The organism is Planococcus alkaliphilus (assembly GCF_057031095.1).
Genome location: NZ_CM168060.1, coordinates 1,244,070 through 1,266,231, shown reverse-complemented (window position 1 = coordinate 1,266,231; position 22,162 = coordinate 1,244,070). Strand labels below are relative to the sequence as shown.

Genomic DNA, 22,162 nt, shown 5'->3' with positions numbered 1-22,162 from the left:
AGTACAATAAAGGGTGGAAAGAATTAAAGGAGAGGTACACAACATGACACATTCCATTCAGGCAGACAGCGGCTGGCGCGTATGGTGGCAATTAACCCGTCCCCATACTTTAACCGCATCGTTTGCTCCCGTTTTTTTAGGCACCATGATTGCCATCAACTATACGGATATCCATTGGGGATTATTTCTGGCTATGCTCATTGCGAGTTTATTGATCCAGGCAGCAACCAATATGTTCAATGAGTATTATGATTTTGCTCGAGGATTGGATAATGAAAAATCGGTCGGTATCGGCGGTGCCATTGTCCGAAACGGTGTTAAACCAAAAACTGTTTTATCACTTGCCTTGTTTCTCTATTTAATCGCTGCTGTCATCGGCATTTGGATTTGCTCTCAAACCAGCTGGTGGCTGCTTGTGGTAGGCGGTGCTGCAATGGCTATTGGCTATTTGTATACAGGCGGACCTTACCCAATCGCTTACACGCCATTTGGTGAATTATTCTCTGGAGTCGTTATGGGCTATTTGATTGTAATCATTGCGTTCTATATCCAAACGATGTCTGTAACAGTAGAAGCTTCATTGCTAGCTGTACCAAGCACCTTACTAGTTGCAGCTATCATGATGACCAATAATATCCGTGATATGGTCGGAGACGCTGCAAGCGGCCGTAAAACTCTAGTGATCCTGGCAGGCAGACCAGCCGGAGTCGCGATATTAGCATCGTTCTTTGCCATTTCTTATCTATGGATCTTAGCATTAGTGATTTTCAATGATTTAACGCCATGGACCCTTTTAGTATTCCTTAGCGCTCCTAAAGCGTTGAATGTAGTAAAAACTTTTAGACGCTACACAAAACCATTAGAAGTCATGCCTGCAATGAAAGCGACAGGCATTACAAATACCTTATTCGCCTTCTTGCTGGGCATTGGGCTTCTCATTCATCATCTTCTTTAAAACAGCACCGGATCTATTCATCGCTGCAGAGACAAAATCAATAATTAAGTTTTATTAGAAGCCATGGGCCTTTCCAACAAGTTTTTACTCAACTTATTGGAAAGGCCCTTTTTGTTACTTGACCTTGTTGACCGAAATTTTCAAAAACGATATATTAGAATAAATTTATATATAGCTAAAGTGAGGTGAACCAATGAGACCAATAATAATCGGAGTAATCGCTGCCTTCTTTTTCGCTTTCACATTCGTTTTCAATGCCAGTATGGAAGCAACAGGTGGAAGCTGGCTCTGGAGCGCATCTTTACGCTACATCTTTATGATCCCGTTTCTTTTAGTGATAGTACTGGCACGCAGAAACTTAATTCCTCTCTTTAAGCAAATGAGAAAGGCCCCCATGAGCTGGCTGCTATGGAGTTTTATCGGGTTCGTACTTTTCTATGCGCCATTATGCTTTGCCGCAGCCTATTCACCCGGCTGGCTTATTGCTGGAACTTGGCAGATAACGATCATTTCGGGCTCATTGCTTGCCCCTCTTTTTTTCTATACAATACAAACAGCAAAAGGCCAAATCCAATTGAGAGAAAAAATTCCTTATAAAGGATTAGCTTTTTCTTTTCTTATTTTGCTAGGAGTTATTATCATGCAACTAGAACATGCACAAGAAATCCCTCTTCAAACGTTTTTAATGGGATTTTTGCCCGTTTTAGTCGCCTCCTTCGCCTTCCCATTGGGCAACCGGAAAATGATGGCGCTTTGCAATGACCAGCTAGACGCTTACCAGCGCGTTCTTGGAATGACTTTAGCAAGTCTTCCTTTTTGGTTGGTGTTATCTTTCTTTGCACTAGCAACTGAAGGACTCCCAAGTATAAACCAAAGCTTGCAATCGCTAATAGTAGCAGTGAGTTCTGGTGTCATAGCTACAGTTCTGTTTTTTAAAGCTACCGATTTGGTTCGAAAAGATATGAAAAAACTAGCGGCAGTAGAAGCGACACAGTCACTAGAAGTGCTTTTTGCGTTATTTGGCGAAATTCTTATCTTATCGATCGCTTTGCCTACACCACTTTCCTGGGTTGGCATTGCCATCGTCATGGCTGGCATGATTATCCATAGCCAGCTCTCTGCAATCAAACTAACCCGGAACACAAACATAGAGACCTTAACTAAAAAGCAGCCGCTTTAAAATAAACAGCTGCTTTTTTTACGCAAAAAAAAATGCCATGCAAATGAATGCATGACACTTTTATATGACCCCTACGGGATTCGAACCCGTGTTACCGCCGTGAAAGGGCGGTGTCTTAACCGCTTGACCAAGGGGCCAATTACTGGCGGAGAAGGAGGGATTTGAACCCTCGCGCCGGTTTCCCGACCTACACCCTTAGCAGGGGCGCCTCTTCAGCCACTTGAGTACTTCCCCAGTATGGCTCCGAAGGTAGGACTCGAACCTACGACCATCGCATTAACAGTGCGGTGCTCTACCACTGAGCTACTTCGGAATGGTGGGCCTAAATGGACTCGAACCATCGACCTCACGCTTATCAGGCGTGCGCTCTAACCAGCTGAGCTATAGGCCCATATGTATAATGGAGCGGGTGAAGGGAATCGAACCCTCATCATCAGCTTGGAAGGCTGAGGTTTTACCACTAAACTACACCCGCATAAATGGTGGGTCAGGACGGAATCGAACCGCCGACACTTAGAGCTTCAATCTAATGCTCTACCAACTGAGCTACTGACCCACATTTGAAAGATAAAAAATGGCGGTCCCGACCGGGATCGAACCGGCGATCTCCTGCGTGACAGGCAGGCATGTTAACCGCTACACCACGGGACCATTTGGTTGCGGGGGCAGGATTTGAACCTGCGACCTCCGGGTTATGAGCCCGACGAGCTACCGAACTGCTCTACCCCGCGATAATAATATTGATATTAGTTTCTTCTATTATATAGAAGTTTTAAAAAGGATAGTCCACACATTTTTTATAAAGATGGAGGAGGAAGAGGGATTCGAACCCCCGCGGGATTTGACTCCCCTGTCGGTTTTCAAGACCGATCCCTTCAGCCAAACTTGGGTATTCCTCCGTGATAATAGGTAAATGGTGGACCTTGCAGGACTCGAACCTGCGACCGGACGGTTATGAGCCGTCTGCTCTAACCAACTGAGCTAAAGGTCCTAAAAAAGTGGCGGCAGAGGGGATCGAACCCCCGACCTTACGGGTATGAACCGTACGCTCTAGCCAGCTGAGCTACGCCGCCAGGATCTTTATAATATATAGTTGGTGGAGCCTAGCGGGATCGAACCGCTGACCTCCTGCGTGCAAGGCAGGCGCTCTCCCAGCTGAGCTAAGGCCCCATTGAATGGTCGGGAAGACAGGATTCGAACCTGCGACCCCTTGGTCCCAAACCAAGTGCTCTACCAAGCTGAGCTACTTCCCGAACTTAAATGCTGAGTGTAAAAATATGGCGCGCCCGAGAGGACTCGAACCTCTAACCGCTTGATTCGTAGTCAAGTACTCTATCCAATTGAGCTACGGGCGCTTATTCATGATGAAAACCTGACGGTTTTTTCTGCAAACAAAGATGGTGCCGAGGACCGGAATCGAACCGGTACGGTAGTCACCTACCGCAGGATTTTAAGTCCTGTGCGTCTGCCAGTTCCGCCACCCCGGCATGGGTCGGCTTTGAATTGCTGCAAAAAATTGGAGCGGAAGACGGGGGTCGAACCCGCGACCTCCACCTTGGCAAGGTGGCGTTCTACCACTGAACTACTTCCGCAAAAATGGTGCGGGTGAAGGGAGTCGAACCCCCACGCCCGAAGGCGCTAGATCCTAAGTCTAGTGCGTCTGCCAGTTCCGCCACACCCGCGTGGCAATAATGAAATTAAAATGGTGAGCCATGAAGGATTCGAACCTTCGACCCTCTGATTAAAAGTCAGATGCTCTACCAACTGAGCTAATGGCTCTCATGAAAAGTGGTGCCGGAGAAAGGACTTGAACCCTCAACCTACTGATTACAAGTCAGTTGCTCTACCAGTTGAGCTACTCCGGCGAAAGAGAAAAAATGGTGGAGGATGACGGGATCGAACCGCCGACCCTCTGCTTGTAAGGCAGATGCTCTCCCAGCTGAGCTAATCCTCCAGTATGTATGCCCAGCGACGTCCTACTCTCACAGGGGGAGACCCCCAACTACCATCGGCGCAAAAGAGCTTAACTTCCGTGTTCGGGATGGGAACGGGTGTGGCCTCTTTGCCATCATCACTGGACTATTTGATTTTTGAAAGACAAGTTTTATTATACCAATTCTGACTGGTATTTCAAGCTTTTTTTAAAAAAACTTTTGCCTTATTCTTTCAAAACTGGATATTCGACATGAAACCAACGCAACGCGCTCTTCAGAAAGCCATTTTGGTTAAGTCCTCGATCGATTAGTATTCGTCAGCTGCACGTGTCGCCACGCTTCCACCTCGAACCTATCTACCTCATCGTCTTTGAGGGATCTTACTTGCTTGCGCAATGGGAAATCTCATCTTGAGGGGGGCTTCGTGCTTAGATGCTTTCAGCACTTATCCCGGCCACACATAGCTACCCAGCGATGCCCTTGGCAGAACAACTGGTACACCAGCGGTGTGTCCATCCCGGTCCTCTCGTACTAAGGACAGCTCCTCTCAAATTTCCTGCGCCCGCGACGGATAGGGACCGAACTGTCTCACGACGTTCTGAACCCAGCTCGCGTACCGCTTTAATGGGCGAACAGCCCAACCCTTGGGACCGACTACAGCCCCAGGATGCGATGAGCCGACATCGAGGTGCCAAACCTCCCCGTCGATGTGGACTCTTGGGGGAGATAAGCCTGTTATCCCCGGGGTAGCTTTTATCCGTTGAGCGATGGCCCTTCCATGCGGAACCACCGGATCACTAAGCCCGTCTTTCGACCCTGCTCGACCTGTACGTCTCGCAGTCAAGCTCCCTTGTGCCTTTACACTCTGCGAATGATTTCCAACCATTCTGAGGGAACCTTTGGGCGCCTCCGTTACTCTTTAGGAGGCGACCGCCCCAGTCAAACTGCCCGCCTGACACTGTCTCCCACCCCGATCAGGGGTGTGGGTTAGAATTTCAATACAACCAGGGTAGTATCCCACCGACGCCTCCTCCGAAGCTGGCGCTCCGGGCTCAAAGGCTCCTACCTATCCTGTACAAGTTGCACCAAAATTCAATATCAGGCTACAGTAAAGCTCCACGGGGTCTTTCCGTCCTGTCGCGGGTAACCTGCATCTTCACAGGTACTATAATTTCACCGAGTCTCTCGTTGAGACAGTGCCCAGATCGTTACGCCTTTCGTGCGGGTCGGAACTTACCCGACAAGGAATTTCGCTACCTTAGGACCGTTATAGTTACGGCCGCCGTTTACTGGGGCTTCAGTTCGCACCTTCGCTTGCGCTAAGCACTCCCCTTAACCTTCCAGCACCGGGCAGGCGTCAGCCCCTATACGTCACCTTACGGTTTTGCAGAGACCTGTGTTTTTGCTAAACAGTCGCCTGGGCCTATTCACTGCGGCTCTCTCGGGCTGTAACACCCTACCAGAGCACCCCTTCTCCCGAAGTTACGGGGTCATTTTGCCGAGTTCCTTAACGAGAGTTCACTCGCTCACCTTAGAATTCTCTTCTCGCCTACCTGTGTCGGTTTGCGGTACGGGCACCTCCCGCCTCGCTAGAGGCTTTTCTTGGCAGTGTGAAATCAGGGACTCGAGGATGAATCCTCTTGCCGTCACAGCTTAACGTATCAGGAATGGGATTTGCCTCATTCCACGCCTCACTGCTTGGACGCGCACAACCAACGGCGCGCTCACCTTATCCTTCTGCGTCCCCCCATTGCTCAAACGGCGGGGAGGTGGTACAGGAATATCAACCTGTTGTCCATCGTCTACGCCTATCGGCCTCGACTTAGGTCCCGACTGACCCTGAGCGGACGAGCCTTCCTCAGGAAACCTTAGGCATTCGGTGGACGGGATTCTCACCCGTCTTTCGTTACTCATACCGGCATTCTCACTTCTAAGCGCTCCACCAGTCCTTCCGGTCTGACTTCAACGCCCTTAGAACGCTCTCCTACCACGGACCTCAGATGAGGTCCATCCACAGCTTCGGTAATCCGTTTAGCCCCGGTACATTTTCGGCGCAGTGTCACTCGACCAGTGAGCTATTACGCACTCTTTAAATGATGGCTGCTTCTAAGCCAACATCCTGGTTGTCTAAGCAACGCCACATCCTTTTCCACTTAACGGATATTTGGGGACCTTAGCTGGTGGTCTGGGCTGTTTCCCTCTTGACTACGGATCTTATCACTCGCAGTCTGACTCCCAATCATAAATCACTGGCATTCGGAGTTTGTCTGAATTCGGTAACCCGGGATGGGCCCCTAGTCCAAACAGTGCTCTACCTCCAGGATTCTAAACGATTGAGGCTAGCCCTAAAGCTATTTCGGAGAGAACCAGCTATCTCCAGGTTCGATTGGAATTTCTCCGCTACCCACACCTCATCCCCGCACTTTTCAACGTGCGTGGGTTCGGGCCTCCAGTAAGTGTTACCTTACCTTCACCCTGGACATGGGTAGATCACCTGGTTTCGGGTCTACAACTGCATACTCATTCGCCCTATTCAGACTCGCTTTCGCTGCGGCTCCGCCTTCTCAGCTTAACCTTGCATGCAATCGTAACTCGCCGGTTCATTCTACAAAAGGCACGCCATCACCCATTAACGGGCTTTGACTACTTGTAGGCACACGGTTTCAGGATCTGTTTCACTCCCCTTCCGGGGTGCTTTTCACCTTTCCCTCACGGTACTGGTTCACTATCGGTCACTAGGGAGTATTTAGCCTTGGGAGATGGTCCTCCCGGATTCCGACGGAATTTCACGTGTTCCGCCGTACTCAGGATCCACTCGGGAGATCCGAACCTTTCAGCTACAGGGCTGTTACCTTGTCTCGCGGACCGTTCCAGGTCGCTTCGCTTAAATTCGGATTTTGTAACTCCGCAATGAGTGTCCTACAACCCCAAGAGGCAAGCCTCTTGGTTTGGGCTGTTCCCGTTTCGCTCGCCGCTACTCAGGGAATCGCATTTGCTTTCTCTTCCTCCAGGTACTTAGATGTTTCAGTTCCCTGGGTCTGCCTTCTCATGTGCTATGTATTCACACATGGATACCGCCCCATTAAAGGCGGTGGGTTCCCCCATTCGGAAATCTCCGGATCACAGCTCACTTACAGCTCCCCGAAGCATATCGGTGTTAGTGCCGTCCTTCTTCGGCTCCTAGTGCCAAGGCATTCACCGTGCGCCCTTTCTAACTTAACCAAGTGGTTTGTTAAAAAGTGGATCCCAATTGGGATCGTGCTTGCATGAATTGCTTGTTTTCATTTGTTTCAATGTCGTTTTATCCAGTTTTCAAAGAACAAGTTTGAAGTCACAAAACAGGCTCACGCCTGAAGGGTGAACCTTCAAAACTGAACGCAAAACGTCAACACAAGATCCGGAGATCTTGTTTCCGAATAAATCCTTAGAAAGGAGGTGATCCAGCCGCACCTTCCGATACGGCTACCTTGTTACGACTTCACCCCAATCATCTGTCCCACCTTCGGCGGCTGGCTCCACTAGGGTTACCCCACCGACTTCGGGTGTTACAAACTCTCGTGGTGTGACGGGCGGTGTGTACAAGGCCCGGGAACGTATTCACCGTGGCATGCTGATCCACGATTACTAGCGATTCCGGCTTCATGCAGGCGAGTTGCAGCCTGCAATCCGAACTGAGAACGGTTTTCTGGGATTGGCTCCCCCTCGCGGGTTGGCTGCCCTTTGTACCGTCCATTGTAGCACGTGTGTAGCCCAGGTCATAAGGGGCATGATGATTTGACGTCATCCCCACCTTCCTCCGGTTTGTCACCGGCAGTCACCTTAGAGTGCCCAACTGAATGCTGGCAACTAAGATCAAGGGTTGCGCTCGTTGCGGGACTTAACCCAACATCTCACGACACGAGCTGACGACAACCATGCACCACCTGTCACCGCTGTCCCCGAAGGGAAAGCCTTGTCTCCAAGGCGGGCAGCGGGATGTCAAGACCTGGTAAGGTTCTTCGCGTTGCTTCGAATTAAACCACATGCTCCACCGCTTGTGCGGGCCCCCGTCAATTCCTTTGAGTTTCAGCCTTGCGGCCGTACTCCCCAGGCGGAGTGCTTAATGCGTTAGCTGCAGCACTAAGGGGCGGAAACCCCCTAACACTTAGCACTCATCGTTTACGGCGTGGACTACCAGGGTATCTAATCCTGTTTGCTCCCCACGCTTTCGCGCCTCAGCGTCAGTTACAGACCAGAAAGTCGCCTTCGCCACTGGTGTTCCTCCACATCTCTACGCATTTCACCGCTACACGTGGAATTCCACTTTCCTCTTCTGCACTCAAGTTCCCCAGTTTCCAATGACCCTCCACGGTTGAGCCGTGGGCTTTCACATCAGACTTAAGGAACCGCCTGCGCGCGCTTTACGCCCAATAATTCCGGACAACGCTTGCCACCTACGTATTACCGCGGCTGCTGGCACGTAGTTAGCCGTGGCTTTCTGGTGAGGTACCGTCAAGGTACCAATAGTTAGTTGGTACGTGTTCTTCCCTCACAACAGAGTTTTACGATCCGAAAACCTTCGTCACTCACGCGGCGTTGCTCCGTCAGACTTGCGTCCATTGCGGAAGATTCCCTACTGCTGCCTCCCGTAGGAGTCTGGGCCGTGTCTCAGTCCCAGTGTGGCCGGTCACCCTCTCAGGTCGGCTACGCATCGTGGCCTTGGTGGGCCGTTACCCCACCAACTAGCTAATGCGCCGCGGGCCCATCCTGCAGTGACAGCCGAAACCGTCTTTCCGTGAAGCCTCAGGAGAGGCCTCAAACTATTCGGTATTAGCACCGGTTTCCCGGAGTTATCCCGATCTGCAGGGCAGGTTGCCCACGTGTTACTCACCCGTCCGCCGCTAAACGCTTGGAGCAAGCTCCAAGTGTTTCGCTCGACTTGCATGTATTAGGCACGCCGCCAGCGTTCGTCCTGAGCCAGGATCAAACTCTCCATTATAGAGTAGTATTGATTGCTCAATGCTGGCGCATCGCCGTCTCCGAAAAGACGCGCGATTCGCTTTGATCTGGCTGAGCCTGATCAGTAAGTTGTGGCGCGGGACCCGAAGGTCCGTTGCCGTTATTGTTGACGTTTTGCTGTTCAGTTTTCAAGGTTCATGTTGCCGCACTCATTGGCGACTTTATTAATATACCTTAGGCACGACTTGCTGTCAATACTATTTTAAAATATTTTTTCGGTCGTCTTAAGGACATATATAAATATAAACCGCCGAGCGCAGAAAATCAACCCCTTTTTCTAAAAAAGAATGATTTTATTTTCCCATAGTCTGCAACGAATAGGATTATGCCGCATAACACAACTGTTCCGCCTATAATTTGAGAGGAACTTAACAGCTCTCCAAGTATGAAATAAGCTAATATAGCAGCTCCAACAGGCTCAAAAAGAATTGCGATTGAAATGACATTCGTACTTACCCATTTTAAAGACCAATTGAATAGTGTATGTCCAAGTAAGTTAGGAATGATCGCTAAAAGTAAAAACCACATCCATTCTGAAGCAGGATAAGGACCAAAAGATTCACCTTTTGCAATTATATAGAAGAACAATGTTATTGTACTAAAGCTATAAACAACAAAAGTATAAGTAATCAATGACAATCTTTGGCGTACATCTTGACCAAACAGCAGATAGCCTGTAATTAATGCACAGGCAATTAAAGCTAAGATATCTCCATATAAAGCAGAACCGCTAATTTTAAAATCACCATAGCCGATTAAAACACTTCCGAGTACGGCAATTAGTCCTGAAACAAGTGTTTTAATAGAAAGTTTCTCTTTAAAAAAGAAATAGGTTCCTGCAAATGCGAATAATGGCTGCAATGTTACAAGCACTGTTGAACTCGCGACAGATGTATAATTCAACGATTCAAACCATAAAATGAAATGAAAGGCTAAAAAAATACCTGCTATCGAAGTGAATACCCAATCTCTTTTGCTTAGCTTCTTGATTTCTTGGGTATATTTCATAAAGAACACTGGACTCATTATAAGAATTGAGAAAAGCATTCGATAAAAAGCAGTAACTCCAGAATCGGCAGAAGTCATTTTCACAAAAATTGCTGATAACGCGACAGAGAATACACCAATGATAATCGGGATAAAAGGATGAACAACTGGTTTTTCCATATAGACGCCTCTTCTCTAAGTTGCTTATGTAAGGTTTTCACACTTTAAATAGTGTGACATGTCCCCCTTTCTTTATCAACCATCATTTGAAAGGAGTGCTGTTATGGATTTTTTCACCTTCCTGCCTATCGCTTCCCTTGAAACTTTCATTAAACTTCTGGTAGCCGCACTCCTTAGTTTAGTGATAGGACTTGAGCGAGAGTTAAAAAGAAAGCCTGTTGGCTTAAAGACGAGTATCGTCATTGCTACATTTAGTTGTTTGCTGACGATCATTTCAATCGAGTCTGCGTACCTAGCAGAAGGAAGCGAGTATGCTAATGTAAATATTACGATGGATCCGCTTCGTCTGGCTGCCCAAATTGTTTCAGGAATCGGTTTTCTTGGAGCTGGTGTTATTTTAAAACGCGGCAATGATTCCATTTCCGGTTTAACAACTGCTGCGATGATCTGGGGTGCTGGTGGTATTGGCATAGCTGTAGCTGCGGGTTTTTACGTAGAAGCAGCCTTTTCGGTACTGATTATTCTAATCGGAATCGAGATAGTTCCTCCCCTTCTCTTTAGATTCGGGCCAAAGCGACTGCGATTGATTGAAGCGAATATCAAAATTTTCATTTCAGATTCGTCTCATATCGATGAGGCGGTCAAAGAAATAACATCAGAAGGTGTTATTATAGAAGCAATGTCTCTCTTCCAACATAGGGAAGCAGATTTCCCTTGCCATGAAGTGGCGATACGCGCTTCTTTTCTCCAAGAGACTGAGACAATCGCTTTATATGAAAGAATCTTGAAAATTAAACACGTTGACAAAGTAGAAATTGAATTGATTAGCTGAGGAGGAATTTGAATGGGTGAATTTTTTAAGTTATTAAAAGGAGGCAATAGGCCTTCCTTACTTGCTGCGGTGATGAATACATTAATCGCCATCATGAAAGGTGTCGCGTTTTTCTTCACTGGGAATGTTGCGATGTTTGCTGAAACAATGCATTCGATTGGAGACGCCGCTAACCAATATTTCGTTTTCATCGGCTCCGCTTTATCTAAAAAAGCGCCGACTAAAAGATTTCCTAATGGATTTGGCAGACTTTTAAACCTGGTACTGCTTGGAGCGGTGTTGATTGTTGGAATCATGGCTTATGAAACGATTGTGGAAGGTTGGCATCAATTGACCCATCCTGTTGAAGCGGAAGGGTTTATCATAAGTGTTGTGGTCTTATCAATAGCTGTTATTCTTGAATTTGCAGTTTTATATAAAGCAGGCAAAGAAGTTTTGCATGAATCTGGAGTTAAAGGCGGCATTATGGCGCCGATCACTACAAGCTTTGCTCATTTAAACCGAGCAAAACCTGCCACTAAACTTGTATTTATGGAAGATTTGGTTGCAACAGGCGGCGGCGTTCTCGCATTAATCGCAGTACTGATTGCACATTTTACCGGTTTCCTTGCAATTGAGGGTGCTGCATCCATCGCAATCGGGCTTATGATGTTTTATGTCGTAATGACGGTATTCCTTGAAAATGCCCGCGGTGCGATTGGGGAAACAGATGAGCAGATGGTCAATCATATTGCTCATGTGTTATCTGATCATTCAGGCGTTCGCGATATCAAAGAACTCGAAGTTGTAAAAGAAGGCGAATTTTTGCATGTTGAAACGAAAATCGAAATTGACCCTGAATTATCTGTTAAAGAAGCCGACGAATTGCAGGATTTATTAGCACAGCTCATATTGAGCCAACCAAGCGTTGATGATGTGCTCATAACATTCGATGCAGACGATGGAGAAACGCATTGGAAACACTTGAGCACACGCCCTGAATCATTGCCGCCGCTCAGAGAACCAAAAGCATAGAAAAAGACCAGGCGCTCATTGCCTGGTCTTTTTCTATGCTTATAGTGAAGCTTGAAGAATTTGTTTGACGTCTTCGCCGTTTAGTTTAGCGAAGTTGCCGAATTCACCATAGATCATTGCTTTTTCGGCCATTAAGTCGATTTTCGAATCGTCTATGCCGTAATAATCCAGTTTTGTCGGAGCTCCTAATGAAGTCCAGAATTCCTGGAGACGGTCGATTCCTTCGAAAGCGATCGCTTCTTCCGTCTTCCCTTCAGGATCTACCTCAAATACACGGACTGCCAATTGCGCAAATTTGCTTGGATTTCCTTTTGCATTATGGCGCATCCATTGTGGGAATAGGATTGCAAGCCCACCTGCATGCGGAATGTCATAAACTGCAGATACCGCATGTTCGATATTATGCGATCCCCAGTCTCCCCGGTAACCCATTTCAAGGAATTTGTTCAATGCGATCGTACCTGCGAACATAATTGTTTCACGGTGTTCATAGCTTTGAAGGTCTTCCATCAGTTTCGGTGCCGTTTCAACAACCGCCTTCAATACCCCTTCACACATACGGTCCTGAACTGGTATATTCGAGGCATTATTGAAATACTGCTCGAAAATATGCGACATCATGTCAACAATTCCGTAGACTGTGTGGTTTTCTGGAACCGATAATGTATAAGTTGGATCCAGTATTGAAAATTTCGGGAATGAAAACGGGCTTCCCCAGCCGTACTTTTCTTGTGTTTCTTCATTGGTAATAACAGATCCTGCGTTCATTTCGGAACCTGTTGCAGCAATCGTCAATACCGTTCCGAAAGGCAAAGCGCCTTCTGGCTGGGCTTTACGGGAAACAAAGTCCCATGCATCCCCATCGTATGTAGCTCCGCACGCAATCAACTTCGTGCAGTCAATAACTGAACCGCCTCCGACTGCCAACAGGACATCGATGTTCTCTTTTTTGCAGATTTCAATGCCTTTACGAGCCGTTGTAATACGCGGGTTTGGCTCTACCCCGCTTAATTCGAAGATTTCAAGACCTGCTTGGTTTAAGGTATCAATCACTTCATCATAAAGACCGTTCTTTTTGATGCTGCCACCACCGTAAACTATTAAAACTTTTTTACCATAATTTGGTAACTCTGTTTTAAGTGCTTCGAGTTGGCCTTTGCCAAATATTAGTTTTACTGGGTTATAGAAAGAAAATGAATTCATTTTTTAACCTCCTTTTCCATTACTATTATGTCGATAGGAAAAGGAAAACGCAAAAATTATGCACCAAAAAGCCGCTCCTGGAAATTCCAGGAGCGGCTTTTTTTCTCTTAAACCCAACCACGGAAGCGTGCAGCTTCTGCAGTTCTGCGGGCACCTACCATATAAGCGGCAAGTCGCATATCGATATTTCGCGTAGTTGCAACGTTATAGACGTTTTCAAATGCATCAACCAGCTTTTTGTTGAGCTTTTCATCCACTTCTTCTTGAGTCCAGTAATAACCTTGATTATTCTGTACCCATTCGAAGTAAGAAACCGTAACTCCACCAGCACTTGCTAATACATCCGGAACTAAAAGAATACCTTTATCCGTTAAAATCTTCGTAGCTTCTGCAGTTGTCGGACCATTAGCCGCTTCAACTACAATGGAAGCTTTGATGTTCGGTGCGTTTTCAGCTGTAATCTGATTAGAGATTGCAGCCGGAACGATGATATCGCAATCCAACTCAAACAATTCTTTGTTTGTAATGGTGTTGTCAAATAACGTAGTTACGGTACCGAAACTATCGCGGCGATCCAGCAGATAGTCGATATCCAGACCGTCTGGATCATGCAATGCGCCGTAGGCATCCGAAATGCCGACTACTTTCGCTCCTGCATCGTGCAAGAATTTTGCAAGGAAGCTTCCTGCGTTGCCAAAACCTTGGATAACGACACGAGCGCCTTTCATATTCAAACCGCGTTTTTTAGCAGCTTCATTAATAACAATGGTTACACCTTGAGCAGTCGCTTTATCCCGGCCTTGAGAACCACCTAGGACAATCGGTTTACCGGTAATGAAACCAGGTGAATTGAATTCATCGATTTTGCTGTACTCATCAAACATCCATGCCATGATTTGAGAATTTGTAAATACATCCGGCGCTGGAATATCTTTGTTCGGTCCAACAATCTGACTGATCGCTCTTACATAGCCGCGGCTCAATTTTTCGATTTCGTACATTGACATTTCACGCGGGTCACAGATGATGCCGCCTTTACCGCCGCCGTAAGGTAAATCTACAATGCCGCATTTAAGCGTCATCCACATAGACAATGCCATAACTTCTTCACGGTTCACTTCCGGGTGGAAACGCACTCCGCCTTTTGTCGGCCCTACTGCGTCATTATGCTGCGCACGGAATCCAGTGAACACTTTTACATTTCCGTCATCCATTCGAACCGGAATACGCACTTCCATAATTCGCATCGGTTCCTTAAGAAGTTCGTACATCGATTCTTCGTATCCGAGTTTATCCAATGCAGTTTTAATAACGTTCTGCGTTGACGTCAACAAGTTCAGGTTTTCAGCCATTGTTTTAATTCGCCTCTTTATATTTATAGTAATTACTCCGCCACTAGTGTAACATAATTGACTTTGCATTTGCTAGGTAGTTGTTATTTTGCAAATACTTTTTGAATACGTTCAATCGCCCAATCCAAATCCTCTTTTGAGATAACCAAAGGTGGCGCAAAACGGATAACCGTATCATGCGTTTCTTTGCATAATAAACCTAGCTCTTTCAGCTGCTCACAATAAGGGCGAGCTTCTTCTGTCAATTCCATGCCGATGAACAATCCGCGGCCGCGCACTTCTTTAATAGAAGGATGTTCGATTTCGCGAAGTCTTTCCATGAAATATTCTCCAAGTTCAAGAGAACGCTGTGCCAAATTTTCTTCTTGCAGTACTTCCATTGACGCAATCGATACGGCACAAGCAAGCGGGTTGCCGCCGAATGTAGAGCCATGCGAGCCCGGGTTGAATACACCTAGAATATCGCTGTCAGCGACTACACACGAGATCGGGAAGACACCGCCGCCAAGTGCTTTTCCAAGTATGTACATGTCCGGGTTTACGTCTTCCCATTCACACGCGAACATTTTGCCTGTACGTGCAAGGCCGCATTGAATTTCATCGGCAATGAATAGGACGTTATTCTCGCGGCAAAGTTCTCTTGCTGCCTTCAAAAAGCCTTCTTCCGGCATAATGATTCCTGCTTCGCCTTGAATCGGTTCGATCAAGAATGCAGCTGTATTTGGCGTAATAGCAGCTTTTAAGGATTCAAGATCTCCGAAAGGAATCAAATTGATGCCTGGCAGCATTGGCCCGAACCCTCTGCGGTATTCAGGATCAGAAGATAATGATACCGCTGTCATTGTACGGCCATGGAAATTTCCGTTGCACGCAATGATCTCTGCTTGTCCCTCTTCTACCCCTTTAACATCATAAGCCCAGCGACGAGCAGCTTTAAATGCTGTTTCGACCGCTTCTGCTCCTGTGTTCATCGGCAATGCCATTTCTTTTCCAGAAATCTTGCAGATCATTTCATACCAAGGAGCCAGCATGTCATTGTGGAAAGCACGTGAAGTCAACGTTACACGATCCGCTTGGTCTTTCAGTGCTTGAATGATTTTCGGATGGCGATGGCCTTGGTTTACTGCCGAGTATGCAGAAAGCATATCCATGAATTTATTGCCTTCTGGATCTTTTACCCATACACCTTCTGCTTCTGTGATGACGATTGGCAGTGGATGATAGTTGTTGGCACCGTATTTTTCAGTAGTTTCAATGATTGTTTGCGTCTTAGTCATGTCAATTCCTCCTTATTTTTAAAAAAGGCAGACGATCAGTCTGCCTTTTCAATGAATAATTATAACATTAACGGAATGATTATAACATTTCAGATGTAGTTTTTGCTTGCAAATGAAGTGTTAAATAATCCGGTCCGCCTGCTTTAGAGTCAGTCCCTGACATATTGAATCCACCGAATGGTTGGTATCCAACGATCGCGCCTGTACAGCCGCGGTTGAAGTAAAGGTTTCCGACATGGAATTCTTCACGCGCTTGCTCCAAGTGTTCGCGGTTATTCGTGATGACCGCTCCAGTCAAGCCGTATTCCGTGTTGTTGGCAATTTCAAGCGCATGATCAAAACCTTTCGCTTTTGAAATTCCGATGACTGGCCCGAAGATTTCTTCTTGCATAATGCGTGAATTCGGGTCTAAATCTGCAAAGACCGTCGGGTTCACGAAGTAACCTGTTGAATCATCGCCAGTTCCGCCGACCACTAAACGTCCTTCTTCTTTTCCGATTTCGATGTAATCCGTAATTTTTTTGAATGCCGCTGCGTCGATAACCGGTCCCATGAAGTTCGATTGTTCAACTGGATTACCAATCGTCAATTCTTTCGTCAATTCGATAACGCGCTCAAGCACTGTATCGTAAACGTCCTCGACGATCACTGCACGTGAAGCTGCTGAACATTTTTGTCCACTGAATCCGAAGGCTGATTTTACAATCGTTTGAGCAGCCAATTCAAGATCTGCTTCTTTATCAACAACCATTGTATCTTTACCGCCCATTTCAGCGATTAATCGCTTAATCCAGATTTGCCCTTCATTCACTTTAGCTGAACGTTCAGCGATGCGAAGACCGACTGCACGTGATCCTGTGAATGAGATAAAGCGAGTTTTTGGATGATCAACCAAGTAATCTCCAACTTCTCCGCCTGGTCCTGGGATGTAGTTGACTACGCCTGCAGGCATGCCTGCTTCTTCAAGGACTTCGATGAATTTATACGCAACGATCGGAGTTGTTGAAGCAGGTTTTAATAGAACTGTATTTCCTGTAACCATAGCTGCAACCGTTGTCCCTGCCATGATCGCAAATGCAAAGTTCCATGGTGAAATGACAACGCCGACTCCTAGTGGAATGTAGTCATAGCGGTTGTATTCACCTGGACGGCTTTCTACTGGCATGCCGTCTTTTAGGCGAAGCATTTGACGGCCGTAGTATTCCAAGAAGTCGATGGCTTCAGCTGTATCGGCATCTGCTTCGTTCCAAGGCTTTCCGGCTTCTTTTGTCAAAAGTGCAGAGAATTCATGCTTGCGGCGGCGAATGATCGCTGCTGCTTTGAATAGTACATCTGCACGCACTTCAGGCTTCACTTTTTTCCATGATTTAAAAGCTTCAAGCGCACTTTGCATCGCTTTTTCAGCTAACTCTTTATTTGATTTAGAAACACGGCCAATGATTTCTTCTTTGTCCGCAGGATTGAATGAAACGATTTTATCTTCAGTCGTAACACGTTCGCCGCCGATGATTAATGGATAGTCTTGCCCAAGATAAGCTTCAACTGTCTTTAACCCTTCTAGGTACGCGTTGCGGTTTTCTTCTTGTGAAAAATCAGTAAATGGTTCGTGTTTATAGGGAATCATGTGAATCCTCCTTGAAATTTGTTTAAGCGCAAAAAAAATTTGCACTTACAAACAGTTTATACTTATAATAATGCAAAAGATAATTGCATTTTTCAAGTATTTTAACGAATAAAGTCAAAATAATTTTGGAGTGAAGAACTTGAGTGCGTCTGAAAAGGATCTTTCCTTGTTTTATCAATTCGCAGTTGAACGTGTGGCCGTGGGCATTCATGCCATTGACACCAAAGGAAAAACCATCTTGTACAACGATAAAATGAAAGAAATTGAAGGGTTTGATTTTGAAGAGTTAGCGGATCGTTCGTTGCTTGAAATGTTCCGGTTTGATCAGCATGAGAGTACGCTGCTCCAAGTTCTGCAAAGCGGCTTGCCGGTTTTCAATCGAAAACAGACCTACTGGAATCGCAAAGGACAGGAAATCACGACCATCAATGATACATATCCGGTATTTGATCAAGATCAATTGGTCGGTGCGATTGAGATTTCCCAAGACGTAACAACACTGGAAAAAGCGGTTTATCAGCCATTGAAAAAATACGAAGAGCCGATTACCTTCAATAGCATCTCAGCCATATCCGACAGCATGCAGCAAGTGATTGGCACGGCCGAAAAAGCGGCCATGATCAAATTGCCGGTACTGTTAATCGGTGAAGCAGGAACCGGGAAAGAGTTGATTGCTGAAGCTATCCATTTCGCTTCATCTTCTGAAGGGCAGCTGCACACTCTGTATTGCCACGGCACGGACCAGGAAATGATTGACCGCCTTGGATCCGATTTAGCGGAACATTCCAGCGGCACAATTTACTGTGAACGGATCGACCTTCTTTCCCTCTCTCTCCAAGAGCATTTATTGAAAATGGCCAAGTCCCACTCTGCTAAGGACACTTATTTCATTGCCAGCGTCGGTGAAGATCCGGTAGAACTTATCAGTTCGGAAAAATTGCTGAAAGAGTTGTATTATTTCTTTTCCGCCATGACGATTCAATTGGAGCCCCTGCGCAATCGGAAAGAAGATATCGTGCCCTTCGTCGAAGACTATCTATCACGCCACCGGATGCATTTTGGGTCGATCGTGTCCGGTCTTGACGATGAAGTGGAAGAATTGTTTTTATCGTACGACTGGCCAGGCAATTTAAAAGAGCTCGAACTGATTTTGGATGAAGCGACTTCCCTGTTGACCACTCAAGAAAAAATAACGTACCAGCTGCTGCCGCAGCATTTTAAAGTGAAAGCCCAGCGAAGCGGCTCTGCCACTCCTGAGGATTTCATCCTCCATTCTGGAAAAGAGTTGCTGCCGCTGGATGATTATTTGCTGGAAGCGGAGATCTACTACCTTCAAAAAGCGATGGACTTGCACCAGGGCAATGTCACGAAAGCGGCGGCTGCACTCGGCATGAGCCGGCAAAACCTACAATATCGGCTGCGGAAAATCAAAAAAAACGAAGCGCAAGGATAACCTTGTGCTTCGTTTTTTTGTGTCGGCTTTACAGCCGGCTTCATTTTAATTATTGTCCAGAACGTTTGATCCACTCTTGCATTTTGTCTTTCAATGAGTTGAATCCTTCTGAATCATTTTCATTCACGTGCGACTGAAGAGATTGTTTTGGCTTTTCGCTGCGTTGAGCTGCTGGTGGCTGCTCTTGCAATGCGCGGATTGACAAGCTGATTTTTTTAGATTTTTCATCAACTTCCAAAACTTTTACGTCTACTTCTTGGCCAACTGAAAGATATTCGCTGACTTCTTTTACGTAGCCGTGAGTGATTTCTGAAATGTGAACCAAGCCTTGTGTTTGCTCGTCAAGCGCTACAAATGCACCGTATGGCTGGATTCCTGTTACTTTTCCTGAGACTGTGTCTCCTGTTTGATATGTTTTTGTCATGTTCTACCCGCTCCTAGTCTTATCTAAATTATCCTATACACCTATTGGCATCTGTATATTATAGCACAACATAGGCGGTAGAGTAAAATCAGTACATATCCATGTTGCCGATACGCCATCCTTTGTCTGTTTTGAACAAGGCGTGGCCATTGCCCATCATGTATTCTGCACCTGTTTCTTTCAATTCATATTGAATTCTGCCGGAAGGCCGCAAATTGAGGTCGTAATGCAAAGTTTCGCTTGAGAACAGCAATCGGCTAATCTCCGATAATTTCGGGACGGCTCTCGTTTTTAACTGTTCCATGAAATAATCACTGTCCATCGCTACCACATCTTCTTCCGATAGCTGTTGCATCGCTGCATAGTCTTCCACTTCTCTTGCGTAGAAGAACATTCCGGAAATCTCCCCTGCTGTCAGCGTCTCGAGCATATCCTGGTCAAAACCACTTGCGAATTTTTCATACAAAGCTTTTACTCTCGCTCGATATTCCGGCTCTTCTTCAAGTACATAGGATTCAATCATCTGGTTTTCAACCAGCCACGTATGTTTTTCTTCCATGATTAATTTGGGCGTAGGCTCACTGATCATGCCTTGCATGCCATAACTCATACTCGGATACAAAAATAGCGTACGTCCTTCTCGTCCTACACCGTCTTTCGCCGTTTCCACCCATCTAACATTTTCAAAAATATCGGGCTGCTTTCTCCATTGGGACAAGAATTGTTCTTTTCCGGGCTTCAGTCCATTCTCAGCGGTCAAATGCCACATTGTTTCTTTGTCTTCAAGTTTATTCGCATAATAATAGAGGAATAAAATATCGAGCGGCTCTACATTTTCCAATAAGGCCGCATCATGGTTTTTTGAAAATGCCTTATACCGTTTTTCGGTCTCGGAAAAATCAAAATTCGCTAGATCCACCATCCGATGATCTACTTTTACATCCCCGTTCGGCATTTTCTCAGCCAGTTTCTGTTCTTTCTCCAAGTAAAGTGCCTGAACGATATCGGTATAAGCCAAAGCGTCGTAACTTTCAGATTTGGTCCACCCGCTCGCTTCCATCTCTTCGACAATCGGCAAAAGCGTATAAATCAGCGGATTTCCGGACTGAATCATCATTTCTTTCCAAGCCGTCTGGTATTTTTCATGGACGACGCCTTTGCTGTCGAATATCGGATCTGCATCCGACCCTTTCACCATCAGCCAAAAACTGTGCTGGAAAATGTATTCAAACTCCAAATACAAGCGCGAATAATTTTCCGATTCAATTAAAGCTAATTCCATTGTATTCAATACATAAGGCATAAATTCGGCCTCGACCAACAAACCTTGTTCATCAAAATACGGTTCATTTTGCAATAAACGCGAATACTCATTCGTGTAGAAATCCATATTCAGCACTTCATTCGAGAAAAGGGTCTCCATATTGCGCCGTGAAATAAACTGCGCTTCATACGGATGTGCGGAAATCATCAAGCCTTGTTCATGCATCCCGCCTAGCAAACGCTGAAGTTCCTCCGGCATTTTTTTCTGGTTGGCCATCAATTTTTCGGGGGAAAGCTCACCGTCGAATTTCATTTCCTCCAACTCTTCCTGATGGACAAGAAGGGCCATATCAATGACGCCCATGATTTCTTTCGTTTTCAGCGCATACTCATGCAGGAATTCCTGGGATTCTTCCGACGGCAAAGCAATCCCGCTTAAACTGTCAACCATTCCCCGAGGAGTCTCGATGCTTATTAAAGCCTTTTTCATTTCCTTCTCCAATATTTCGGGGTCATTCTCCATCTTCTTGATGTTCTTATCACTTAAAATGCGCTTCAATTTTGCATCGGCCTCTTTGACATAGCTGAATTGGTCGAAGACTTTCTGCTGGATGCCCATTCGCTCAGGCGCCGTTTTCCGCACTTCTTTATACTTGGCACGCCAGTCCTCAATCAATTCTCTTGTGATTTTCTCACCTTCTTCATCTGCTGAAGCGGTGACTTTTGGATTTTCATCATTCAACATAAATGAGGCACCGATTACTCCCGTTAGAAACAAGCCCGCTGCAACGAGCAGCGCAGCTACTTTCTTGTTTGGGGCTGTGTTCCGGACACTTGTCTTTTTTGAAAGCTCGGGTTTTTCTTCCGGCTCGCCACTCAGTAAATCCTCCTCTTCTACAATGGTCTGGATGCGGCTATACGATTTTCCCACGAACTCAATTCTTTTCTCTGTTTGGCCGTTGCTTTCCAACTGTAAAGCAGTTGTCAAACTTTCTACCGCTATAGCCAGTTCATCCTCGATTTCCTCCGAGTCGCGGCCCGTCAATAACGCCAGTTCTTCTTTATTCTTTTGATGAAAATAAAATAAAGTGAAAATCACTCTTCTGTTTTTCGGCAATTGTTGGATCGCATGATGCGTTTCCAAATCTTCTTCAAAACGCAGCAGCTTTTCTGTTTCACCTGCCGGCTGCTCCTCTGAATATTCGTTTAAAAGAGCCATAGCCTGTTCATAAATGGCCATTTCGGCTTGTTCAATATCGATTTTGGAAAGTTGTTTTCCAAATGCTCGATAGGCCGCTTCCTGGTAGAGAGCCAGTCTATCTGACGGCACACCGTTTTGATAGCCGAATTGCCCAATAACGGATCCCTGATTCCTGCACCATTCCCCAAAAGACGTCCTATCGCCCGCCTGCGCTTCTCGAAATAATTCTTCCTCTCTCAAGTAATTCCGCCCCTTGCATTAAAGGAATATTCAATCTTTTCCTTT

12 protein-coding genes, 20 tRNA genes and 3 rRNA genes are annotated in these 22,162 nt (G+C 46.1%); 5 read left to right on the top strand and 30 right to left on the bottom strand.

Going from position 1 to position 22,162, the window contains the following annotated elements; translation table 11 throughout:
• Nucleotides 1–43 precede the first annotated feature (43 nt).
• Nucleotides 44–955, top strand: coding sequence for a 1,4-dihydroxy-2-naphthoate polyprenyltransferase (locus AC2EXB_RS06600; RefSeq protein WP_483604155.1), 912 nt, complete (start codon nt 44–46; stop codon nt 953–955).
• Between the two features lie 193 nt (nt 956–1,148).
• Nucleotides 1,149–2,135: a DMT family transporter gene (locus tag AC2EXB_RS06595; protein ID WP_483604154.1), complete on the top strand. Its 987-nt coding sequence runs from the start codon at nt 1,149–1,151 to the stop codon at nt 2,133–2,135.
• A gap of 65 nt (nt 2,136–2,200) precedes the next feature.
• Here the strand turns inward: AC2EXB_RS06595 and AC2EXB_RS06590 are convergent.
• From AC2EXB_RS06590 to AC2EXB_RS06475, 24 genes are all read right to left on the bottom strand, one after another.
• Nucleotides 2,201–2,272, bottom strand: a tRNA-Glu gene (locus AC2EXB_RS06590).
• A 6-nt stretch (nt 2,273–2,278) separates the two neighbouring features.
• Nucleotides 2,279–2,369 (bottom strand) — tRNA-Ser (locus tag AC2EXB_RS06585).
• Nucleotides 2,370–2,373: 4 nt separating this feature from the next.
• Nucleotides 2,374–2,448: transfer RNA gene (locus AC2EXB_RS06580), tRNA-Asn, on the bottom strand.
• A 1-nt stretch (nt 2,449) separates the two neighbouring features.
• Nucleotides 2,450–2,526, bottom strand: a tRNA-Ile gene (locus tag AC2EXB_RS06575).
• A gap of 10 nt (nt 2,527–2,536) precedes the next feature.
• Nucleotides 2,537–2,610: transfer RNA gene (locus AC2EXB_RS06570), tRNA-Gly, on the bottom strand.
• 5 nt (nt 2,611–2,615) lie between these two features.
• Nucleotides 2,616–2,691 (bottom strand) — tRNA-Phe (locus AC2EXB_RS06565).
• A 19-nt stretch (nt 2,692–2,710) separates the two neighbouring features.
• Nucleotides 2,711–2,786 (bottom strand) — tRNA-Asp (locus AC2EXB_RS06560).
• 3 nt (nt 2,787–2,789) lie between these two features.
• Nucleotides 2,790–2,866, bottom strand: a tRNA-Met gene (locus AC2EXB_RS06555).
• A 75-nt stretch (nt 2,867–2,941) separates the two neighbouring features.
• Nucleotides 2,942–3,034 (bottom strand) — tRNA-Ser (locus AC2EXB_RS06550).
• Nucleotides 3,035–3,049: 15 nt separating this feature from the next.
• Nucleotides 3,050–3,126 (bottom strand) — tRNA-Ile (locus AC2EXB_RS06545).
• Between the two features lie 8 nt (nt 3,127–3,134).
• A tRNA-Met gene (locus AC2EXB_RS06540) sits at nt 3,135–3,208 on the bottom strand.
• A 21-nt stretch (nt 3,209–3,229) separates the two neighbouring features.
• Nucleotides 3,230–3,305: transfer RNA gene (locus AC2EXB_RS06535), tRNA-Ala, on the bottom strand.
• Nucleotides 3,306–3,311: 6 nt separating this feature from the next.
• Nucleotides 3,312–3,388, bottom strand: a tRNA-Pro gene (locus AC2EXB_RS06530).
• A gap of 25 nt (nt 3,389–3,413) precedes the next feature.
• Nucleotides 3,414–3,490 (bottom strand) — tRNA-Arg (locus AC2EXB_RS06525).
• A 43-nt stretch (nt 3,491–3,533) separates the two neighbouring features.
• Nucleotides 3,534–3,622: transfer RNA gene (locus AC2EXB_RS06520), tRNA-Leu, on the bottom strand.
• Nucleotides 3,623–3,652: 30 nt separating this feature from the next.
• Nucleotides 3,653–3,727, bottom strand: a tRNA-Gly gene (locus tag AC2EXB_RS06515).
• A gap of 5 nt (nt 3,728–3,732) precedes the next feature.
• Nucleotides 3,733–3,817 (bottom strand) — tRNA-Leu (locus AC2EXB_RS06510).
• Between the two features lie 21 nt (nt 3,818–3,838).
• Nucleotides 3,839–3,914, bottom strand: a tRNA-Lys gene (locus tag AC2EXB_RS06505).
• Between the two features lie 10 nt (nt 3,915–3,924).
• Nucleotides 3,925–4,000 (bottom strand) — tRNA-Thr (locus AC2EXB_RS06500).
• Nucleotides 4,001–4,013: 13 nt separating this feature from the next.
• Nucleotides 4,014–4,089: transfer RNA gene (locus tag AC2EXB_RS06495), tRNA-Val, on the bottom strand.
• 9 nt (nt 4,090–4,098) lie between these two features.
• Nucleotides 4,099–4,214, bottom strand: a 5S ribosomal RNA gene (rrf, locus tag AC2EXB_RS06490).
• 142 nt (nt 4,215–4,356) lie between these two features.
• A 23S ribosomal RNA gene (locus AC2EXB_RS06485) occupies nt 4,357–7,291 on the bottom strand.
• Nucleotides 7,292–7,497: 206 nt separating this feature from the next.
• Nucleotides 7,498–9,047: ribosomal RNA gene (locus AC2EXB_RS06480) — 16S ribosomal RNA — on the bottom strand.
• Together the 16S, 23S and 5S rRNA genes with 20 tRNA genes alongside form the textbook arrangement of a ribosomal RNA operon.
• Before the next feature lie 284 nt (nt 9,048–9,331).
• On the bottom strand, nt 9,332–10,234 hold the full coding sequence (locus tag AC2EXB_RS06475; RefSeq protein WP_483604153.1) for a DMT family transporter: 903 nt from the start codon (nt 10,232–10,234) through the stop codon (nt 9,332–9,334).
• A 103-nt stretch (nt 10,235–10,337) separates the two neighbouring features.
• Between AC2EXB_RS06475 and AC2EXB_RS06470 the strand changes: the two genes are divergently transcribed.
• Both AC2EXB_RS06470 and AC2EXB_RS06465 read left to right on the top strand, forming a co-directional pair.
• A complete protein-coding gene (locus AC2EXB_RS06470) occupies nt 10,338–11,066 on the top strand; it encodes an MgtC/SapB family protein (protein ID WP_483604152.1) in 729 nt (242 codons plus the stop codon).
• 12 nt (nt 11,067–11,078) lie between these two features.
• Complete coding sequence (locus AC2EXB_RS06465; protein WP_483604151.1) at nt 11,079–12,080, top strand: cation diffusion facilitator family transporter; 1,002 nt, start codon at nt 11,079–11,081, stop codon at nt 12,078–12,080.
• A gap of 39 nt (nt 12,081–12,119) precedes the next feature.
• Here AC2EXB_RS06465 and AC2EXB_RS06460 read toward each other — a convergent pair whose 3' ends face one another.
• From AC2EXB_RS06460 to pruA, 4 genes are all read right to left on the bottom strand, one after another.
• The gene (locus AC2EXB_RS06460) at nt 12,120–13,283 is read right to left on the bottom strand and encodes an iron-containing alcohol dehydrogenase (protein ID WP_483604150.1); all 1,164 of its coding nucleotides are present in this window, start codon (nt 13,281–13,283) and stop codon (nt 12,120–12,122) included.
• A 107-nt stretch (nt 13,284–13,390) separates the two neighbouring features.
• A complete protein-coding gene (locus AC2EXB_RS06455; protein ID WP_235198805.1) occupies nt 13,391–14,635 on the bottom strand; it encodes a Glu/Leu/Phe/Val family dehydrogenase in 1,245 nt (414 codons plus the stop codon).
• 83 nt (nt 14,636–14,718) lie between these two features.
• Nucleotides 14,719–15,912 carry an ornithine--oxo-acid transaminase gene (locus AC2EXB_RS06450; RefSeq protein ID WP_483604149.1) on the bottom strand — a complete coding sequence of 398 codons (1,194 nt, stop codon included), beginning with the start codon at nt 15,910–15,912 and terminating at the stop codon, nt 14,719–14,721.
• Between the two features lie 79 nt (nt 15,913–15,991).
• A complete protein-coding gene (gene pruA, locus AC2EXB_RS06445; RefSeq protein WP_483604148.1) occupies nt 15,992–17,536 on the bottom strand; it encodes an L-glutamate gamma-semialdehyde dehydrogenase in 1,545 nt (514 codons plus the stop codon).
• A gap of 139 nt (nt 17,537–17,675) precedes the next feature.
• On the opposite strand from pruA, the gene AC2EXB_RS06440 reads away from it, so the two are divergent.
• The gene (locus AC2EXB_RS06440; protein WP_483604147.1) at nt 17,676–18,989 is read left to right on the top strand and encodes an AAA-type ATPase lid domain-containing protein; all 1,314 of its coding nucleotides are present in this window, start codon (nt 17,676–17,678) and stop codon (nt 18,987–18,989) included.
• Between the two features lie 49 nt (nt 18,990–19,038).
• On the opposite strand, the gene yugI is transcribed toward AC2EXB_RS06440, so the two are convergent.
• Nucleotides 19,039–19,413, bottom strand: a complete 375-nt coding sequence (gene yugI / locus AC2EXB_RS06435; protein WP_235198801.1) for a S1 domain-containing post-transcriptional regulator GSP13 — start codon at nt 19,411–19,413, stop codon at nt 19,039–19,041.
• 88 nt (nt 19,414–19,501) lie between these two features.
• On the bottom strand, nt 19,502–22,117 hold the full coding sequence (locus tag AC2EXB_RS06430) for an RNA polymerase sigma factor (protein ID WP_483604146.1): 2,616 nt from the start codon (nt 22,115–22,117) through the stop codon (nt 19,502–19,504).
• Nucleotides 22,118–22,162 lie beyond the last annotated feature (45 nt).